Source organism: Ancylobacter pratisalsi, from assembly GCF_010669125.1.
Classification (GTDB): domain Bacteria; phylum Pseudomonadota; class Alphaproteobacteria; order Rhizobiales; family Xanthobacteraceae; genus Ancylobacter; species Ancylobacter pratisalsi.
Map to the genome: position 1 here is coordinate 1,353,549 of NZ_CP048630.1, position 15,898 is coordinate 1,369,446.

Below are 15,898 nucleotides of genomic sequence, written 5' to 3' on the forward strand. Positions count from 1 at the left end.
AAGCGATGAAGACGGCGCAGGCGTCGACGTGCCCCCACCATTCGGGAACATTTCTACACTTAGGAAGAATTTAGGAACAATTCGTCCGCCATTCGAAATACATGGCACCGCAAGGGCGTTCGCGTGAATAATGCCGCCAAACCTTCGCGGAACTCACAAACGGGCGCGACAGGGAAAACAGGAGAGGATTATCGATGTTACTGCGCTCTCTACTCGCCGCCGTTCTGCTGCTCGGCATCATAACACCATCGCTTGCCCAGCAACTGCCCGGCACAGCGGACACCTCGCGCATATCGGGTGGCACCTACGCGGTGGACGCCAACCACACGCAAGTGACCTGGACGGTCGACCATCTCGGCATCACGCCGCTTTCGGGCATGTTCGCGGCGACGAGCGGCACCCTGGTACTCGATCCCGCACATCCCGAAACGGCGCAGCTGAACGTCACCGTCCCCATTTCGTCGCTGGCGGTGACCTCGCAGAGCTTCGGAACGGATCTCGCTGGCCCCGAATTTTTCGACACGGCAACGTTTCCCACCGCGACCTTCGCCTCCACGCGGGTGAAGCCGGATGGCATGACGGCGACGGTCGAGGGCGATCTGACCCTTCACGGCATCACACGGCCGGTCACGCTGGAGGTGACGTTCTTCGGTGCCGGCGTCAATCCGCGCAGCAAGCGGGAAAATGTCGGCTTCACCGCGACCGGCAGGCTCAAGCGCAGCGATTTCGGGCTGGGCCTCGCCGTCCCCGTGGTCTCCGACGCGGTGAGCCTGTCCATCGTCGGCGCGTTCGAGAAGCGCCCTTGAGACGGCCGCGCGCTTGACAGCGCGGGCGGCGCCACCCATGACGGGGCGACCCCTGATCGATGGATCAAGCGATGAGCGCCGCCCAGAAGCCCGAACTGCGGATCCTGCTTTGCGCGCCGCGCGGCTTCTGCGCCGGCGTGGTGCGCGCGATCGACGCTGTGGAGCGCGCTCTCGAGATCTATGGCCCGCCGGTCTATGTGCGCCATGAGATCGTGCACAACAAATATGTGGTGGAAGGCCTGAAGGCGAAGGGCGCGATCTTCGTTGAAGAGCTTCACGAGGTGCCGGCTGGCGCCACGGCCCCGGTCATCTTCTCCGCCCATGGCGTCGCCCGCTCGGTGCCCGAGGATGCCGCGCGGCGAAATTTCTTCGCCATCGATGCCACCTGCCCGCTGGTGACCAAGGTGCACCGCGAAGCGGTCGTGCACCACAAGAAGGGCCGCGACGTGGTGCTGATCGGCCATGCCGGTCATCCCGAAGTGATCGGCACGATGGGCCAGCTTCCCGCGGGCGCGGTGGCGCTGGTGGAAACGGCGGAGCAGGCCCGCGCCTTCACTCCGCGCGACCCGTCCAATCTCGCCTTCACGACCCAGACCACCCTTTCTGTCGATGACACCGCAGAGATCGTCGCCATCCTGCGCGCGCGCTTCCCCTCCATGGTCGCCCCGCACAAGGAGGATATCTGCTACGCCACCACCAACCGCCAGGAGGCGGTCAAACGGGTGGCGCCGCAGGTCGAGGCCATGATCGTGGTCGGCGCGCCGAACTCGTCGAATTCCCAGCGCCTGCGCGAGGTCGCCGAGCGCGAAGGATGCCGCGTCGCCGTCCTGGTGCAGCGCGCCGAAGACATCGACTGGAACGTGTTCGGCGCCATTTCCTCGCTGGGCATCACTGCAGGCGCCTCCGCTCCGGAGGTGCTGGTCGAAGAGATCATCGACGCCTTTGCGGAGCGTTTCACCGTGGCGGTCGAATCCGTCTACACCGCCCATGAGGACGTCTTCTTCCCGCTGCCCCGCCAGCTCCGCCCCGATGCGGCCGAATAGATTCCCGCGAACAGGCACGACACAATTTCATGGCCGTCTATACCGACGTCGCACCGGAAGAGCTCGAATCCTTCCTCGCCACCTATGACATCGGCCGCCTGCGCGCCTTCAAGGGCATCGCGGAGGGCGTCGAGAATTCGAACTACCTGCTTCAGACCGAAGCGGGCAGCTTCATCCTCACCCTCTATGAGAAGCGGGTGAACCCGGACGACCTGCCGTTCTTCATCGATCTGATGGAGCATCTGGCCAGCCGTGGCATCGACTGCCCGCAGCCGGTCAAGAATCGCACGGGAACGGCCCTCGGAACGCTCGCCGGCCGGCCGGCGCTGATCGCCACTTTTCTGGTCGGCACCTCGGTGCGGCGCCCGACCGCCGCTCATTGCGCCGCGCTCGGCACGGCTCTGGCGGGGCTGCACAAGGCGGGCGCCGACTTCACGGCCCGGCGCCGCGTCAACGCGCTTTCCGTTCCCGGCTGGCGGCCGCTGTTCGATCAGGCCAAGGCGCGCGCGGACACGGTGGCGCCGGGACTGGCGGACCTCATTGCCGACGAGCTGGGCGTTCTCGAGCCGAACTGGCCCGCCGGCCTTCCCGCCGGCATCATCCATGCGGACCTGTTCCCGGACAATGTGTTCTTCATTGACGGCAGGCTGTCGGGGCTGATCGACTTCTATTTCGCCTGCAACGACCTGCTCGCCTACGACATCGCCATCTGCCTCAATGCCTGGTGCTTCGAGGCTGATGGCGCCTACAACCTCACTAAGGGCCGCGCCCTGCTCGCCGCCTATGGCGCGGAGCGCGCGCTCACGCCGGCGGAGATCGACGCGCTGCCGCTCTTGTGCCGTGGCGCGGCGCTGCGCTTCCTCCTGACCCGCCTGGTGGACTGGCTGAATGTGCCCCTCGGCGCCCTGGTGCGCCCCCACGACCCCAGGGACTATCTGCGCCGGCTGCGTTTCCACCGGAGCGTGGAAAGCGTCCGCGATTATGGGATCGGCGCGTGAAAACGGCTCCCGGCACCGCCCGCATCTTCTCCGATGACGCCGCCGCGAAGGAGGCGCCGAAGGGGATTGTCGCGATCTGGACCGACGGTGCCTGCTCGGGTAATCCCGGTCCCGGCGGCTGGGGGGCGATCCTGCGCTATGCGGGCGCGCAGAAGGAACTCTCAGGGGGCGAATCCCCGACCACCAACAACCGCATGGAACTGACCGCGGCCATCGAGGCGCTGGACGCGCTCAAGCGCGCCTGCACGGTCGATCTGCACACGGACAGCGAGTATCTTCGCAACGGCGTCACCAAATGGATGGCCGGCTGGAAGCGCAACGGCTGGCGCACGGCCGACAAGAAGCCGGTGAAGAATGTCGACCTGTGGGAACGGCTGGAAGTCGCCATCGCCCGCCACGAGATTCACTGGCATTGGGTCAAGGGGCACGCCGGCGACCCGATGAACGAACGCGCCGACGAGCTCGCCCGCGCCGGAATGGCGCCCTACAAGCATGGGCATCGCGGCGGATGACCCCGCCCGCCGGGCCATCTCCGGGCACTGTCGCCGGCACCCCGGCCATCCTGCTCAGACTGGAAGGTCTGGCGGTCTTCGCGGGCGCGCTTGTGGTCTATGCGGCACTGGCGCCGAACTGGTGGCTTTTCGCCGCGCTCATTCTGGCCCCGGACCTCGCCATGCTTGGCTATCTCGCGGGTCCCGTCCTCGGTGCCCGGCTCTATAATGGCGTGCACAGCTATATCGGCCCGGCCCTTCTCGCCGCCCTCGCCTATAGCCTTGCCGATCCACATCTGGGGGCGGTAGCCGCGATCTGGGTTGCCCATATCGGCATCGATCGCGCCTTGGGCTACGGGCTCAAATATCCGGACAGTTTCGGTCACACCCATCTGGGAAAGCTCGGAACCGCCGGCAAACCCGGGAAAGTCAGGGTTGATCCGCCTGCCGCGGATTGACAACAGCCCCCCTGCTCCGCTATCAGCCGGGCCTCGAATTTGGAAGCTGGCGGATCGGGGCGCGGCCATAGAGGTGCCGTCTCATGCGCAGGCGCTGTCGATCCGAAGGTTAAGTGTCATGAAGATTCGTAACTCTCTCAAGTCGCTGCTCGGCCGTCACCGCGACAATCGTCTGGTGCGCCGCAAGGGCCGCGTCTACATCATCAACAAGACCCAGAAGCGCTTCAAGGCCCGCCAGGGCTGAGAAGACGAGGCGCGCCCGGCGGGTCCGGGCGTCCTCTTGGCACCACCGCGCGACGTTCACGTTTTCGCGGCTCTTGCCTCTCAATATTGACGAGGGCGCCATCGCTCCTAAAGTGGAGCTATGCGCGCCCTTTTTGCTGTTCTGATCCTCGCTGCGGCGCCGGTAGCCATCCCGGCCCCGTTCGCTTTGGCCCAGTCTGCCCCCTCCCAGACGCACAGCCCCCCTGCGGCGTCCTCGGGTGGAGCCGACGGCATTCTTCAGGTCGAGATTCCCAAGCCCGAGGCGAAGGCCCGCGCGCCCGAGGAACAGGGCAAGGGCCTGGAATCCGCGGCCACGGCCGAACCTGACCGCGTGAAGCGGCTGGACGCACTGTTCGCCGCGCTCAAGGTCGCCCCGGACAAGGACTCGGCCAAGTCCATCGCCGACCGTATCGACGTCGCGCTGGCGCCGACCGGCAGCGCGACCGCCGATATCCTTATGGCCCGCGCGACCCTTGCCACCGAGATGAAGGACTTCGACCTCGCGATCCAGCTGCTCGACGCGGTGGTCGACATCGAGCCCGACCATCTGGAAGCCTGGAACAAACGCGCGGCGGTGTTCTATCTCCGGCAGGATTTCTCCGATTCGCTGGCGGACCTGCGGCAGGTCGTCGCTCGCGAACCGCGCCATTATGGCGCCTGGGCCGGTATCGCCATCATCTGCAAGGAGATCGGCGACGAGAAGCATGCGCTGGAGGCCGCGCGCAAGGCACTGGCCATCTATCCTCACCTCGATTCGGTCGAGGACATGGAGGAGAAGCTCACGCTCAAGATAGAGGGTCGCCCGATCTGAGTGGCCGGCGGCCGCCGTGGCCGCCCGCTGGTTCCGCCGCTAGATCCGTTCGTAGTCCACGAAGCTGACCGCGAACTCGTCCTTCTCGCCCTGCTGAGGCCCTTCCCGGGCGATCTCGCGCCACGCGGCACGGTCGAACTCGGGAAAGAAGATGTCGCCCTGCGGCGCGCCATGCACCTCGGTCAGCCGCAGCCGGCCGGCCTGCGGCAGGGCCTGGGCATAGATCTGCGCCCCGCCCACCACGACGACCTCGTCCACTCCCAGCCGCTCCGCCTCGCCCATGCCCTTGTCCAGCGCCGCGCCCAGCGAAGGCGCAACGAGCACGCCTTCCGGGCGCGTGAAGGCGGTGTCGCGCGTGATGACGATAGTGGTGCGCCCCGGCAGTTGCCGACCGATGGAATCGAACGTCCGCCGCCCCATCAGGATCGGCTTGCCCCATGTAATGGCGCGAAAGCGCTTCAGATCGCCGGAAATACGCCAGGGCAGTTCGTCCCCGCGACCGATCACCCGGTTTTCGGCCACCGCCGCGACGATGGTGACAACAGGCGTGTTCGCCGGTTCGCTCATGCCGCTTTCCCCGCGAGTTGGGCCAGCGCCGCCTCGGCGGCGGAAAGGCCGGTCTGGTGCGCGCCGTGGGCCGTCGAATAGGCGTGGGGTGACACCGCCTCGCCGGCGAACAGCACCCGCTCGCCCAATGTCTGGCCAAGCCGCGCGCGCAGCGGCGCACGCCCAGGCAGCGCACAGCTATAGGCCCCGCCGATCAACGGGTCCGCCACCCAGGACGTGGTCGCCACCCCCGCGACCTCGCGTCGGATGCCGGCCCCGAACGCGTCGGTCAGCGCGGCCATGGCAAAGTCTTCCATCGCCTGAGGACCGGCCGCGACCAGACCTGCCGCGTTGTCGCCGCCGATCTGTCCGATCGCCATCGGCACCCCGAACGGGTTGAGCACGAAGTTGATCGGTCGGCGCGCGGCATTGGCAAGGTCGATGGTGTCGATATAGCTCGTGGCTTCCACGCCGAACACGTCGCGTTCGAACCGGATCGCCACCTTCTCCGCCGCTCCAAGTGGGAGGGCTTCGAACGCTTCAGCTAGGTCGGCGGGTAGCAGCGGGGCAAAACGGATGCCGCCACGCGCGATCACCGTGGTCGGCACGGCGATGATGGCCATCCGGGCTGAAAGCCGCCCGCGCGGCGTTTCCACCGCGACCCCGCCGCCCGACCAGTCGACCAGGCTCACCGGGCATCCGGTGATGACCTTCAGCTCCGGCGCAGCCTGCGCGGCCACGGCCTGCACCAGGGCGCCATAGCCCTTCTCGACGGGATAGTTCTCGGCCGTGTCGCTATAGGCGGCATAGTCGAGCGTGGAGAGCCGCTCCGGCTCGGCGGCCGACATCAGCGTCATCCAGTGGCGCGTCAGCCGATACCAGCGGTTGGCCGGATCCAGCACCTCGCTGGCGGCGATGTCCCGCCCCTGCTCGCCAGCCGCATGGGTCGCGGTGAAGGCGGCGTCGACCGCGTTCCAGGCTTCCTCACGCTCGGCCTGATCGGCCCAGCGTGAGCCCAGATGCGTGTCGCGGGCCTGCCTTGTGCCGCGCTGAAGATAAGACAGCCCAAGCTCGTCGGCCGCCGCACGCAGCGGATTTACCGAGGCCGAATGCAACCAGTGGCAACCACGATCCCAGGCAACGCCGAGGCTCTGCGTATCGGTGAAGGCCCGCCCGCCAGTACGCCCGGCGGCCTCAAGCACGACAACATTCGCGCCCCGCTGATGCAACCTGGCGCCTGCGGCGAGCCCAGCCGCGCCGGCGCCGACAACAATCACGTCATGCATATCGTTCACAGAATCACTTCTTGCGGAACGCGTCGAGCCGGACGACCTGGGCACCGGACTGCGTGCTGGGCGCGTTCTCGGTCGGGGCCTCGTCAGCCGGCGTGCCCTCGCCCGCCTTGCTCGCACCCTTGGCCTCTTCGCCGTCGCGAATGCGTGCACGCGCCGCGTCGGTCTTGTCATTCCCCGCCTTCGCGGCGTTTACGCCCTCGTCGGCCTCGCGTTTGGCGCTGGACGCGGTCGAAACCGGCTCCGGCCGCCCGGACGCGCCTGGCTTGGCAGCGCCGCCCACCTTGGCGTTGCCGCTGGTCTCGCTGGCGGTCTTGCCCGACGATTTGGGAACGCTCTCCAGCCGTGCCGGCTTGGCATCCGCGCGCGCGGCCTGTGACGGCCCCCGCGTCGTGGGAACCGAGGTCGGGCGCGTCACGACCGGCGCGGGCTCGGGAAGCTCCGCCTCCGTCTCCTCGGTCGGCGTCGGCTCGAACTGCAACCCGAACTTCACCGAGGGGTCGAAGAACCCCTTGAGGCTGGAAAACGGCACGTGAAGCTTCTCGGGAATGCCATTGAAGGACAGGCCAACCTCGAAGAAGCTCTCGGTGACGATGAGGTCCCAGAACTGATGCTGGAGCACGATCGTCATTTCTTCGGGGTATTTCTCTTTCAGCCGCGCCGAAAGCCGCACACCGGGCGCGCAGGTGTCGAAAGACACATAAAGATGGTGGTCACCAGGCAAGCCATCCTGGGCGACGTCCGTCAGCACACGGCGAACGACGGCGCGCAAGGCGTCCTGCACGAGAAGGTCATAGCGGATCAGATCAACACTCATGCCGGCAATGAACCCGATTCCGGTCTCGACCGCCAGCCGGACCTAAGAGTGAGTGGAGGCTTCTGTTGCCAGGTGCCTCCGAACCCCGCCTTACAGTGCTACCCGCAAGGACTTATTTCCCAGAGATCAAACCGCTCACGCGGCCTGAGCAACCGGAGCATAGTTGTCGTTGGCAACTATATGTTTGGTCCGATGACGGCGGTACCATGCCGAGCGAAAGAAGACCCTTTACGCCCTCGTCGATCCTGTTTCGCCCCCGCCGGAACCTACCCCGCCGAACTGAAGAGAGCGGGATGGGCTTTGGTGGAGGCGCCGGGTACTGCCCCCGGGTCCGAAAGGTTTATTACGGTAACCATTTATCGCCATATCCGGCTTGCGCCGGCAAAACGGAATATAGGCGCTCCGCTCGCGACTTGGAAGGGGGCGCGGGCTGCGCCCACAGATCCCGGCCCCGCTCCCGGCTCACGCTTCGGTCTGGTCGCCATATTGCAGCTTCTCGATCGGCTTGTTTCCACCCTCGGTGCCCACAAGCTTTTCATCGAGTTCGCTCAGGCGCGCGCGCAGCGCCTCCATCATCACCTGGCGCATCAATTCGTAGCCCAGGCTCACATCGGAATGCGCGCTGCGCAGCCCCTGGCCCGCACGCAGCACCATGGAGGGAGAGGTGTTGGAAGCCTCGACCTTGAAGTCCAGCGGATGGGTGGCGTCCTTCTCCAGAAGGTTCAGATGCATGGCAATCCGGTGATATTCGATCCCCAGTGCCTTGGTGCTGTCGGTCATCGGGCTCCCTCCCTCGATAGTGGCGGGCGCTACGCGGCCGCGTCGCCCCGAACAGACAACCGCCACGGTGCCCCGCAGGTTCCCCCGATACCGTCGCGCATGTGTCGCCGTGCGCTCGCATCCCGCTCTAGCGCAGAAAAACTGTCGATGGCGCCGCCCAACTCGCCCCGCCGGCGCTGCGCCTGAGATCTTGCTGCGCTATATATAGTGGGTCTACATCCGCCGGCGGGGCGATAGCCCACGACACGACGGCAGCAGGGGCAGGACCATGAGGCAGTATCACGAGCTTCTGGAGCGCATCCTCAGCGAGGGCACGCGCAAGGATGACCGCACCGGGACCGGCACCTATTCCGTGTTCGGCCACCAGATGCGGTTCGATCTGGCGAAGGGCTTTCCGGTCGTCACCACCAAGAAGCTGCACCTGCGCTCCATCATCCACGAGCTGCTGTGGTTTCTCGCCGGCGACACCAACATCGCTTATCTCAAGGCCAACGGCGTCTCGATCTGGGACGATTGGGCCGATGCCAATGGCGATCTCGGCCCGGTTTATGGCCACCAGTGGCGCTCATGGCCCGATGGCAATGGCGGGGTGATCGACCAGATCGCGCAACTCGTCACCGATATTCGCCGCACACCCGATTCGCGCCGGCTGATCGTGTCGGCATGGAATCCGGCGGATGTACCGAAAATGGCGCTGCCTCCCTGCCACTGCCTGTTCCAGTTCTATGTCGCGGACGGGCGCCTTTCCTGCCAGCTCTACCAGCGCTCCGCCGACGTTTTCCTGGGCGTGCCGTTCAACATCGCGAGCTACGCCCTGCTCACCCACATGGTGGCGCAGGTCACCGGGCTGGAACCGGGTGACTTCGTGCACTCCTTCGGCGACGTGCATCTCTACCTCAACCATGTCGACCAGGCCCGCGAGCAGCTTTCCCGTGCCCCGCGCGCGCTGCCGAAGCTGACGCTCAATCCGGCGGTGGACGACCTTTTCGCCTTCCGCTTCGAGGATATCGCGGTGGAAGGCTACGATCCCCACCCGGCCATCAAGGCACCTGTCGCGGTGTAAGAGCCGGGATCACGGGCGCCATTGGCGCATTGTCCCCGGGACGCCGCGATCAGAGCCGCAATCAAGCCTGAGGGCCCACCATGTCGCTGACCATCCGCCCCGCCGCGCCCGGCGATGCCGGCCTGGTCCTCGCGCTCGTCCGTGAGCTTGCCGATTACGAGAAGCTGCTGCACGAGGTCGAGGCGAGCGAGGCCGATCTTGCGCGCGACCTGTTCGGCGACCAGCCGCGCGTCTTCTGCGACATTGCGGAATGGCAGGGGGAGCCGGCCGGTCTGGCGTTGTGGTTCTACAATTACTCCACCTTCCGAGGCCGCCACGGCCTCTATCTCGAGGACCTGTTCGTGCGCCCCGCCTTTCGCGGGCGAGGCATCGCCAAGGGTGTGATGCGCCATCTGGCGAAGCGCTGCATCGATGAGGGTCTCGGCCGCTTCGAGTGGTGGGTGCTGAACTGGAACGAACCGGCCATCCGCTTCTATCGCTCGATCGGCGCGGCACCGATGACGGAGTGGACCGTGCAGCGCGTCACCGGCGAGGCGCTGGCGGCGCTCGCCGGAAAGTAGAACGCCGCCGGCCACGGCCGACGGCGTTCCTGTATCAGGCTTTCAACAGCGGCAGGCCACCTGCCGCAGTCGCGTGCCGCCTCAGAGCGTGTCGCCATCAGTGTCGGAAGGATCGGCCGCGGGATCGGCGGACGGGTTCATGCCCGGCCCCATTCCGCGCTCCATGTTCGGGCCGCACCAGCCCTGGCCCGGCCCACGGCCGCCCATCATGTGCATGCGCTTGCCCTGCCATCCATCATGGCCACGGCCAGCCATGCGGCCGCCGAAGCCACCTTCCTGCGCCTCGCGGAACAGCAGATTGAAGCGGTGCTTCTGGGCGGGATCGAGCGTGCCGTAGAGCGGCTGGGCGGCATCGGCGAGCTTCTTCAGGGCGGTGCCGCGCTCCACCATGTGCTCGCCGCGCATCTCCATCATCGCGACGACGTCACGGCCGGGGCCTTGCGCTCCATCGGGTCCGGCACCTGGGCCCGGACCGTTACCCGGCCCCTTGCCGGGGCCCTTGCCGGGACCGCGCTGGCCATCCGGCCCGCCCGGACCGCGCATCGCCTGATGCTGCTCACGCATCGCCTGGCGCTGCTCAAACCGCTGGGCCCGCCAGTCAGACTGTTCCTTGGAGTAGTCGCGCAGGGCGGTCTCCAGCGCCGGCCACAGCTTCTGCTGATCCGGCGTCAGGCGCAGACCGGCCTGCAGCGCGGCAATGCGGGCATCGGCCATGGCGTCGGCATTGGCGGCCATCTGCTCGGCATTGGGAGGCTGCGGGCCGCCGGCTTTGTTCGACTGGGCAACGGCAAAGCTGGCGCTCGCCAGAAGGGCGACTGAAGCCGCGGCAATGATCGTACGTTTCATTGATCTCAACTCCTGTTTGGGTGAGACAAGGGTGACGCGGAAACCGCGTCACCTCAAATGAAACTTCTGTAATATTGTGCGCGATACATAAAAATACTTAGATGAATAGCCGTTCATCAAGATGAATATCTATTAACCGGGCGAAATCATCTTCTCCGGACGAACGACAGCGTCGAACTCCTCGTTAGTCACATAGCCACCGCCAACCGCTTCCTCGCGCAGCGTGGTGCCGTTCTTGTGCGCGGTCTTGGCGATCTTTGCAGCGTTGTCATAGCCGATCTTCGGCGCCAGCGCCGTGACAAGCATCAAAGAGCGCTCGAGCGCCGCCTTGATATTGTCCTCGCGCGCCTCGATGCCGACCACGCAGTTGTCGGTGAAGCTCACGGCCGCGTCGGCCAGCAGACGCACCGACTGCAGGAAATTATAGGCCATCACCGGATTGTAGACGTTCAGCTCGAAATGGCCCTGGCTTCCGGCGAAGCTCAGCGCGGCATTGTTGCCGAACACCTGCACGCACACCTGCGTCAGCGCCTCGCACTGGGTCGGATTGACCTTGCCCGGCATGATGGACGAGCCCGGCTCGTTCTCGGGCAGCGCCAGCTCGCCCAGCCCCGAGCGCGGGCCGGAGCCGAGAAGGCGGATGTCGTTGGCGATCTTGAACAGCGACACCGCCACCGTGTTGATCGCGCCATGCGAGAACACCATCGCGTCATGAGCGGCGAGCGCCTCGAACTTGTTCGGTGCCGTGGTGAAAGGCAGCCCGGTGATCGCCGCGATCCGTTCGGCCACCTTCTCGGCGAAGCCGATCGGGGCGTTGAGCCCGGTTCCGACCGCCGTGCCCCCCTGCGCCAGCTCCATCAGCGCGGGCAGCGTCTGCTCGATGCGCGCGATCCCGTTCGTCACCTGCTGGGTGTAGCCGGAGAACTCCTGGCCAAGCGTCAGCGGCGTCGCGTCCTGGGTGTGGGTGCGCCCGATCTTGATGACGGACTTCCATTCCTCCGACTTCGCCGCCAGCGCGTCGCGCAGCTTGGCGAGTGCGGGAAGCAGCCGATGGGCGATTTCCACCGCCGCGGCCACGTGCATCGCGGTCGGGTAGGTGTCGTTGGAAGACTGGCTCATATTGACGTGGTCGTTGGGGTGAACCGGCTTCTTCGAGCCCATCTCGCCGCCCAGCATCTCGATGGCGCGGTTCGAGATCACCTCATTGGCGTTCATGTTGGACTGCGTGCCCGAGCCGGTCTGCCACACGGCGAGCGGGAAATGCGGGTCGAGCTTGCCCTCGATCACTTCCTGAGCCGCGCGGATGATCGCCGCGCCGATCGTGGGGTCAAGGCGCCCCAGCTCCATGTTGGTCTCCGCCGCGGCGCGCTTGACCACGCCAAGCGCATGAACCACCGGCAGCGGCTGCTTCTCCCAGCCGATCTTGAAATTGCCGAGCGAACGTTGAGCCTGCGCACCCCAGTACTTGTCGGCCTCCACGTCGATGGGGCCGAACGTATCGGTTTCGATGCGGGTTCTGCTCATGATCAAAGCCTCTTGGGTCAGCGCGTATGAGAAGCCGGCCCCAACTCCCGGAGGGCCGTCCGGCGCGGGCGGGTTTAGCATGCGGGGCGTGCCCGGCAAATGCGACCTCCGGCAGGGATCGCTCCTCGTCAGACACCCGGAAGAGCGAAGCAATGATCACAAGCCTGTGAATGGGCTCAAGACGACTGGTCCGGCCTCCGCGCCGGCGCGGACTGACGAACAGAAACTGGAGATCTCATCGCAACAATCGCCAACCGGCGAGTAAGTTTGGCGAACGATCGAACCTCTTTCCAACCAATTTTCTTTGCCCTTGAAGTTTCCATACCCAGAAATGTTGCGGTAGTTGCCACTTCTCCAGCACAAATAATTTGCGTACCATCATCCGCGTCGAATAGTGCTAAGATCACACGTACACGACAACCCGACGGTATCAATTTACGTCATGGCAGACGTTTTCAATCTTCACCGCCACCGCAAGCAGCTTCTTCGACAAAATGCGGAACAAACCGCCGCGGCCCGGCGTTTGGAATTCGGCCGATCAAAGGTTCAGAAGCAGGTGGACGCTGTCCAGGAACAGCGCCGCCAGGATCTTTTGGATGGCCATAGACGCAGTCGAGAGGATGAAAAATGAAGAGCCCTGTGGTGAAGCGGTCCATCGTTATTGCCGGGCATAAGACCAGCGTAAGTCTCGAGGACCAGTTCTGGGACGCGCTGAAGGAGATTGCCGCCAACAGGCGCAGCACACTGTCGGAAATCGTGGCATCCATCGATTCCGGACGGAACCAGGGCAACCTCTCTTCAGCGATACGGCTCTACGTGCTCTCCCATTTCCGCGGCACCTCGCACACGCGTGATGGCCACGACCATGGCGATCACACAGCTCCGGCACGGTCTACCGTTGCGTAACATTTCGGCCATCGCCATATGACGACATGCGACGGCGCGTTGTAACCCGGTGAGTGCTCACCTATAACCGCCGTCGCCCGTGTCACTCGCAAGGAGTGGCGCGGAATCGATTTGCCGGTGGCGTCTGACGGTTCTGCGTATGCGGGCCTGGGCGATCGGGCACGCAAACGGAGTAGCCGCGGAATGTCGTGGAAGAACCAGAGCGGTGGGCCGTGGGGTAACGGTCCGCGCGGTCCCTGGGGTGCAGGCCCGCAATCGCCGGGACCTAACTCTCCCGATTTCGAAGACCTGATCCGCCGCGGCCAGGAAAAATTGCGCACCGCCATGCCCGGAGGCATGGGCAGTGGCAAGGGCATCATCCTTGTGGTGGCGCTTGCCATCGTGGCCTGGTTGGTCTCGGGCTTCTACCGCGTGGAGCCCGACGAGCAGGGCGTGGTGCTGCGCTTCGGAAAGTTCGTCGCGACCTCCAATCCCGGCCTGAACTACCATCTGCCCTATCCGATCGAGACGGTGCTCACCCCGCAGGTCACCCGCGTCAATCGTGTGGATATCGGCATCCGCACCGGCGAGGATCCCCGCCGTGGGAGCACCGCACGCGACGTCTCCGAAGAGAGCCTGATGCTCACCGGCGACGAGAACATCGTCGATGTCGACTTCGCCGTGTTCTGGATGGTGAAGCCCGCCGCTCCCGGCTCGACCGAGGATATCGGCGCCGCCAACTTCCTGTTCAACGTCCAGAACCCCGAGGGCACCATCAAGGCGGTGGCCGAGAGCGCCATGCGCGAGGTGGTCGGACGCACCGACATTCAGCCCATTCTGACAGGCGCCCGCCAGAACATCGAGACGGCGGTTCACGACCTGATGCAGAAGACCCTCGACAGCTACAAGTCCGGCGTCCTCATCACGCAGGTCCAGCTGCAGAAAGTCGACCCGCCGCAGCAGGTCATCGATTCCTTCCGCGATGTGCAGGCCGCCCGCGCCGATGCCGAGCGCCTGCAGAACGAAGCCCAGGCGTATGCCAACCGCGTCGTTCCCGAAGCGCGCGGTGAATCGTCCCGCATCACGCAGGGCGCCGAGGGTTACAAGGAGCGCGCCATCATCGAGGCACGCGGCCAGGCCGCGCGCTTCCTGAGCGTGCTTGCCGAATATCAGAAGGCCCCCGAAGTGACCCGCCAGCGCCTCTATCTTGAAACCATGGAACGCGTCTTCGGCGGAATGGACAAGGTGATCATAGACCAGCAGGCGAACGGCAACGGCGTGGTGCCCTTCCTGCCGCTCGGCGCGCTGAGCCCCGCCGCCGCGACGCCGGCCCCGGCCGCGAAGGGAGCCGCGAAATGAAGAACAGCATCGGCCTGATCCTCGCCATTGTCGGCGCCGCCGCCCTGATCATTCTCTATTCCGCGCTGTTCTCGGTTTACCAGACGCAGCAGGCCCTCGTTCTGCGCTTCGGCGAGCCCGTGCGCGTCATCGAGACTCCCGGCCTCAACGCCAAGATCCCGCTGGTGGACAGCGTGATCCTGATCGACAAGCGCATCCTCGACCTCGAAAACCCCTCGCAGGAAGTGATCGCAGCCGACCAGAAGCGCCTCGTGGTCGACGCCTTCGCGCGGTATCGCATCGTCAATCCGCTGCGCTTCTACCAGTCGGTCGGCACCGTGGAGGCCGCCAATTCGCGGCTCGCCACCATCCTGAACTCGGCGCTGCGCCGCGTCCTGGGTGAATCCACCTTCATTGAGGTGGTGCGCGACAAGCGCGAGGAGCTGATGGGCCGCATCCGCGAACAGGTGAACCGCGAAGCCGCCAATTTCGGCATCGACATTCTGGATGTGCGCATCCGCCGCGCCGACCTGCCGGAGGCAAACAGCCAGGCGGTTTTCCAGCGCATGCAGACCGAACGCCAGCGCGAAGCCTCCGAGATCCGCGCCCAGGGCGCGGAGGCGGCGCAGACCATTCGCGCCCGCTCCGATCGCGACTCGACCATCATCGTCGCGGAAGCCAACGCCACGGCCGACAAGCTGCGCGGTGAAGGCGAGGCGCTGCGGAATGACATCTTCGCGCAGGCCTACGGCCAGGATAAGGGCTTCTTCGACTTCTACCGCTCGATGCAGGCTTATGAGGCGTCGATGAAGGCGGGTGACACGCGGATGCTGCTGAGCCCGGATTCGAACTTCTTCCGGTTCTTCAACAACCCGACCCCGCCCGGATCGCCGCCCCCGTCTGCCCCGACTGCGGCTGCCGTGCCCTCGTCCGGCACCATGCCGGCACTGGCTCCGTCCGCGGGCGAGCCCGCCCCGGATACGGCACCGGTCGCGGTGCCGGCCGCGCCCGCAAACTGACGCCTGCATCATGGCCGATCTCTTCGTTGCGCTCGGCCTCGTGCTGGTGATTGAAGGACTGATACTGGCGGCGGCCCCCAGGGCCGTGCGCCGGGCGATGGAGGCGATCGATCAGCTTCCCGACATGCCTTTGCGCATTGCCGGGCTGGTCGGCGCCGTCATCGGCGTCCTTCTGGTGTGGCTGATCCGCGGCTGAGCGGGCGGGCCGGGCGCCCGCCTCTGCCTGCCGGATGCCCTCCTCAACTTCGCGTCATTTTGGCTTGCATCGGATCGCGTCCCGGTTAAGCGTCGTGCACGATGGCGGCGGCCTTTGCGCCGGCATGGCGATCGGCCTTGCCGCATGAAGGACCTCCACAC

20 protein-coding genes and 1 other RNA gene are annotated in these 15,898 nt (G+C 65.7%); 14 read left to right on the plus strand and 7 right to left on the minus strand.

Features of this window, described 5'->3' with window-relative positions; translation table 11 throughout:
* Window positions 1-194 precede the first annotated feature (194 nt).
* The 7 genes from G3A50_RS06550 (at window position 195) to G3A50_RS06580 (ending at window position 4,871) form a co-directional block, all read left to right on the plus strand.
* Window positions 195-806: a YceI family protein gene (locus G3A50_RS06550; RefSeq protein WP_163074502.1), complete on the plus strand. Its 612-nt coding sequence runs from the start codon at window positions 195-197 to the stop codon at window positions 804-806.
* Between the two features lie 71 nt (window positions 807-877).
* The gene (ispH, locus tag G3A50_RS06555) at window positions 878-1,849 is read left to right on the plus strand and encodes a 4-hydroxy-3-methylbut-2-enyl diphosphate reductase (RefSeq protein ID WP_163074503.1); all 972 of its coding nucleotides are present in this window, start codon (window positions 878-880) and stop codon (window positions 1,847-1,849) included.
* A gap of 29 nt (window positions 1,850-1,878) precedes the next feature.
* A complete protein-coding gene (locus G3A50_RS06560) occupies window positions 1,879-2,847 on the plus strand; it encodes a homoserine kinase (RefSeq protein ID WP_163074504.1) in 969 nt (322 codons plus the stop codon).
* Window positions 2,844-3,359 (plus strand): ribonuclease HI, encoded by a 516-nt coding sequence (gene rnhA / locus G3A50_RS06565; RefSeq protein WP_163074505.1) that lies wholly within the window; start codon window positions 2,844-2,846, stop codon window positions 3,357-3,359. The genes G3A50_RS06560 and rnhA overlap by 4 nt, the downstream gene beginning before the upstream one ends.
* On the plus strand, window positions 3,356-3,796 hold the full coding sequence (locus tag G3A50_RS06570) for a DUF4260 domain-containing protein (RefSeq protein WP_163074506.1): 441 nt from the start codon (window positions 3,356-3,358) through the stop codon (window positions 3,794-3,796). The genes rnhA and G3A50_RS06570 overlap by 4 nt, the downstream gene beginning before the upstream one ends.
* 118 nt (window positions 3,797-3,914) lie before the next feature.
* A complete protein-coding gene (gene ykgO / locus G3A50_RS06575) occupies window positions 3,915-4,040 on the plus strand; it encodes a type B 50S ribosomal protein L36 (RefSeq protein WP_013167868.1) in 126 nt (41 codons plus the stop codon).
* A gap of 120 nt (window positions 4,041-4,160) precedes the next feature.
* A complete protein-coding gene (locus G3A50_RS06580; RefSeq protein ID WP_163074507.1) occupies window positions 4,161-4,871 on the plus strand; it encodes a tetratricopeptide repeat protein in 711 nt (236 codons plus the stop codon).
* Between the two features lie 39 nt (window positions 4,872-4,910).
* Here the strand turns inward: G3A50_RS06580 and G3A50_RS06585 are convergent, their stop codons facing one another.
* The 5 genes from G3A50_RS06585 to G3A50_RS06605 form a co-directional block, all read right to left on the minus strand.
* Entirely contained in the window at window positions 4,911-5,438 is a 528-nt protein-coding gene (locus G3A50_RS06585) for a dihydrofolate reductase (protein WP_163074508.1), read from the minus strand.
* Entirely contained in the window at window positions 5,435-6,703 is a 1,269-nt protein-coding gene (locus G3A50_RS06590; protein WP_163077374.1) for a flavin monoamine oxidase family protein, read from the minus strand. Before G3A50_RS06590 ends, G3A50_RS06585 begins: the two co-directional genes overlap by 4 nt.
* A 13-nt stretch (window positions 6,704-6,716) precedes the next feature.
* Window positions 6,717-7,526, minus strand: coding sequence for a ClpXP protease specificity-enhancing factor SspB (locus G3A50_RS22975; protein WP_163074509.1), 810 nt, complete (start codon window positions 7,524-7,526; stop codon window positions 6,717-6,719).
* A 51-nt stretch (window positions 7,527-7,577) separates the two neighbouring features.
* Window positions 7,578-7,949, minus strand: a transfer-messenger RNA (tmRNA) gene (gene ssrA, locus G3A50_RS06600).
* Between the two features lie 39 nt (window positions 7,950-7,988).
* Entirely contained in the window at window positions 7,989-8,306 is a 318-nt protein-coding gene (locus tag G3A50_RS06605; RefSeq protein WP_163074510.1) for a hypothetical protein, read from the minus strand.
* A gap of 268 nt (window positions 8,307-8,574) precedes the next feature.
* On the opposite strand from G3A50_RS06605, the gene G3A50_RS06610 reads away from it, so the two are divergent.
* Together G3A50_RS06610 and G3A50_RS06615 are read left to right on the plus strand one after the other, a co-directional pair.
* Window positions 8,575-9,369 (plus strand): thymidylate synthase, encoded by a 795-nt coding sequence (locus G3A50_RS06610; RefSeq protein ID WP_163074511.1) that lies wholly within the window; start codon window positions 8,575-8,577, stop codon window positions 9,367-9,369.
* Between the two features lie 80 nt (window positions 9,370-9,449).
* Window positions 9,450-9,929 carry a GNAT family N-acetyltransferase gene (locus tag G3A50_RS06615; protein WP_163074512.1) on the plus strand — a complete coding sequence of 160 codons (480 nt, stop codon included), beginning with the start codon at window positions 9,450-9,452 and terminating at the stop codon, window positions 9,927-9,929.
* Between the two features lie 81 nt (window positions 9,930-10,010).
* On the opposite strand, the gene G3A50_RS06620 is transcribed toward G3A50_RS06615, so the two are convergent.
* On the minus strand, window positions 10,011-10,775 hold the full coding sequence (locus tag G3A50_RS06620) for a Spy/CpxP family protein refolding chaperone (protein WP_163074513.1): 765 nt from the start codon (window positions 10,773-10,775) through the stop codon (window positions 10,011-10,013).
* 132 nt (window positions 10,776-10,907) lie between these two features.
* Window positions 10,908-12,299: a class II fumarate hydratase gene (fumC, locus tag G3A50_RS06625; RefSeq protein WP_163074514.1), complete on the minus strand. Its 1,392-nt coding sequence runs from the start codon at window positions 12,297-12,299 to the stop codon at window positions 10,908-10,910.
* Between the two features lie 442 nt (window positions 12,300-12,741).
* Here fumC and G3A50_RS06630 point away from each other — a divergent pair, with 442 nt between their 5' ends.
* The 5 genes from G3A50_RS06630 to G3A50_RS06650 all read left to right on the plus strand — a co-directional run bounded on the left by G3A50_RS06630 (window position 12,742) and on the right by G3A50_RS06650 (window position 15,737).
* Window positions 12,742-12,930, plus strand: a complete 189-nt coding sequence (locus G3A50_RS06630) for a DUF4169 family protein (RefSeq protein WP_163074515.1) — start codon at window positions 12,742-12,744, stop codon at window positions 12,928-12,930.
* Window positions 12,927-13,205, plus strand: coding sequence for a ribbon-helix-helix domain-containing protein (locus G3A50_RS06635; protein ID WP_246252193.1), 279 nt, complete (start codon window positions 12,927-12,929; stop codon window positions 13,203-13,205). The genes G3A50_RS06630 and G3A50_RS06635 overlap by 4 nt, the downstream gene beginning before the upstream one ends.
* Before the next feature lie 183 nt (window positions 13,206-13,388).
* Window positions 13,389-14,543, plus strand: a complete 1,155-nt coding sequence (gene hflK / locus G3A50_RS06640; RefSeq protein ID WP_163074516.1) for an FtsH protease activity modulator HflK — start codon at window positions 13,389-13,391, stop codon at window positions 14,541-14,543.
* Complete coding sequence (gene hflC / locus G3A50_RS06645; protein WP_163074517.1) at window positions 14,540-15,541, plus strand: protease modulator HflC; 1,002 nt, start codon at window positions 14,540-14,542, stop codon at window positions 15,539-15,541. Before hflK ends, hflC begins: the two co-directional genes overlap by 4 nt.
* Before the next feature lie 10 nt (window positions 15,542-15,551).
* Window positions 15,552-15,737, plus strand: a complete 186-nt coding sequence (locus tag G3A50_RS06650) for a DUF2065 domain-containing protein (protein WP_163074518.1) — start codon at window positions 15,552-15,554, stop codon at window positions 15,735-15,737.
* The last annotated feature ends 161 nt before the right edge of the window (window positions 15,738-15,898 follow it).

Bases quoted from the DNA above. Each gene is read 5' to 3' on its own strand.
- G3A50_RS06550 (WP_163074502.1), top strand. From the start codon at position 195: ATGTTACTGCGCTCTCTACTCGCCGCCGTTCTGCTGCTCGGCATCATA.
- ispH (WP_163074503.1), top strand. From the start codon at position 878: ATGAGCGCCGCCCAGAAGCCCGAACTGCGGATCCTGCTTTGCGCGCCG.
- G3A50_RS06560 (WP_163074504.1), top strand. From the start codon at position 1,879: ATGGCCGTCTATACCGACGTCGCACCGGAAGAGCTCGAATCCTTCCTC.
- G3A50_RS06570 (WP_163074506.1), top strand. From the start codon at position 3,356: ATGACCCCGCCCGCCGGGCCATCTCCGGGCACTGTCGCCGGCACCCCG.
- ykgO (WP_013167868.1), top strand. From the start codon at position 3,915: ATGAAGATTCGTAACTCTCTCAAGTCGCTGCTCGGCCGTCACCGCGAC.
- G3A50_RS06580 (WP_163074507.1), top strand. From the start codon at position 4,161: ATGCGCGCCCTTTTTGCTGTTCTGATCCTCGCTGCGGCGCCGGTAGCC.
- G3A50_RS06585 (WP_163074508.1), bottom strand. From the start codon at position 5,438: ATGAGCGAACCGGCGAACACGCCTGTTGTCACCATCGTCGCGGCGGTG.
- G3A50_RS06590 (WP_163077374.1), bottom strand. From the start codon at position 6,703: ATGCATGACGTGATTGTTGTCGGCGCCGGCGCGGCTGGGCTCGCCGCA.
- G3A50_RS22975 (WP_163074509.1), bottom strand. From the start codon at position 7,526: ATGAGTGTTGATCTGATCCGCTATGACCTTCTCGTGCAGGACGCCTTG.
- G3A50_RS06605 (WP_163074510.1), bottom strand. From the start codon at position 8,306: ATGACCGACAGCACCAAGGCACTGGGGATCGAATATCACCGGATTGCC.
- G3A50_RS06610 (WP_163074511.1), top strand. From the start codon at position 8,575: ATGAGGCAGTATCACGAGCTTCTGGAGCGCATCCTCAGCGAGGGCACG.
- G3A50_RS06615 (WP_163074512.1), top strand. From the start codon at position 9,450: ATGTCGCTGACCATCCGCCCCGCCGCGCCCGGCGATGCCGGCCTGGTC.
- G3A50_RS06620 (WP_163074513.1), bottom strand. From the start codon at position 10,775: ATGAAACGTACGATCATTGCCGCGGCTTCAGTCGCCCTTCTGGCGAGC.
- fumC (WP_163074514.1), bottom strand. From the start codon at position 12,299: ATGAGCAGAACCCGCATCGAAACCGATACGTTCGGCCCCATCGACGTG.
- G3A50_RS06630 (WP_163074515.1), top strand. From the start codon at position 12,742: ATGGCAGACGTTTTCAATCTTCACCGCCACCGCAAGCAGCTTCTTCGA.
- G3A50_RS06635 (WP_246252193.1), top strand. From the start codon at position 12,927: ATGAAGAGCCCTGTGGTGAAGCGGTCCATCGTTATTGCCGGGCATAAG.
- hflK (WP_163074516.1), top strand. From the start codon at position 13,389: ATGTCGTGGAAGAACCAGAGCGGTGGGCCGTGGGGTAACGGTCCGCGC.
- hflC (WP_163074517.1), top strand. From the start codon at position 14,540: ATGAAGAACAGCATCGGCCTGATCCTCGCCATTGTCGGCGCCGCCGCC.
- G3A50_RS06650 (WP_163074518.1), top strand. From the start codon at position 15,552: ATGGCCGATCTCTTCGTTGCGCTCGGCCTCGTGCTGGTGATTGAAGGA.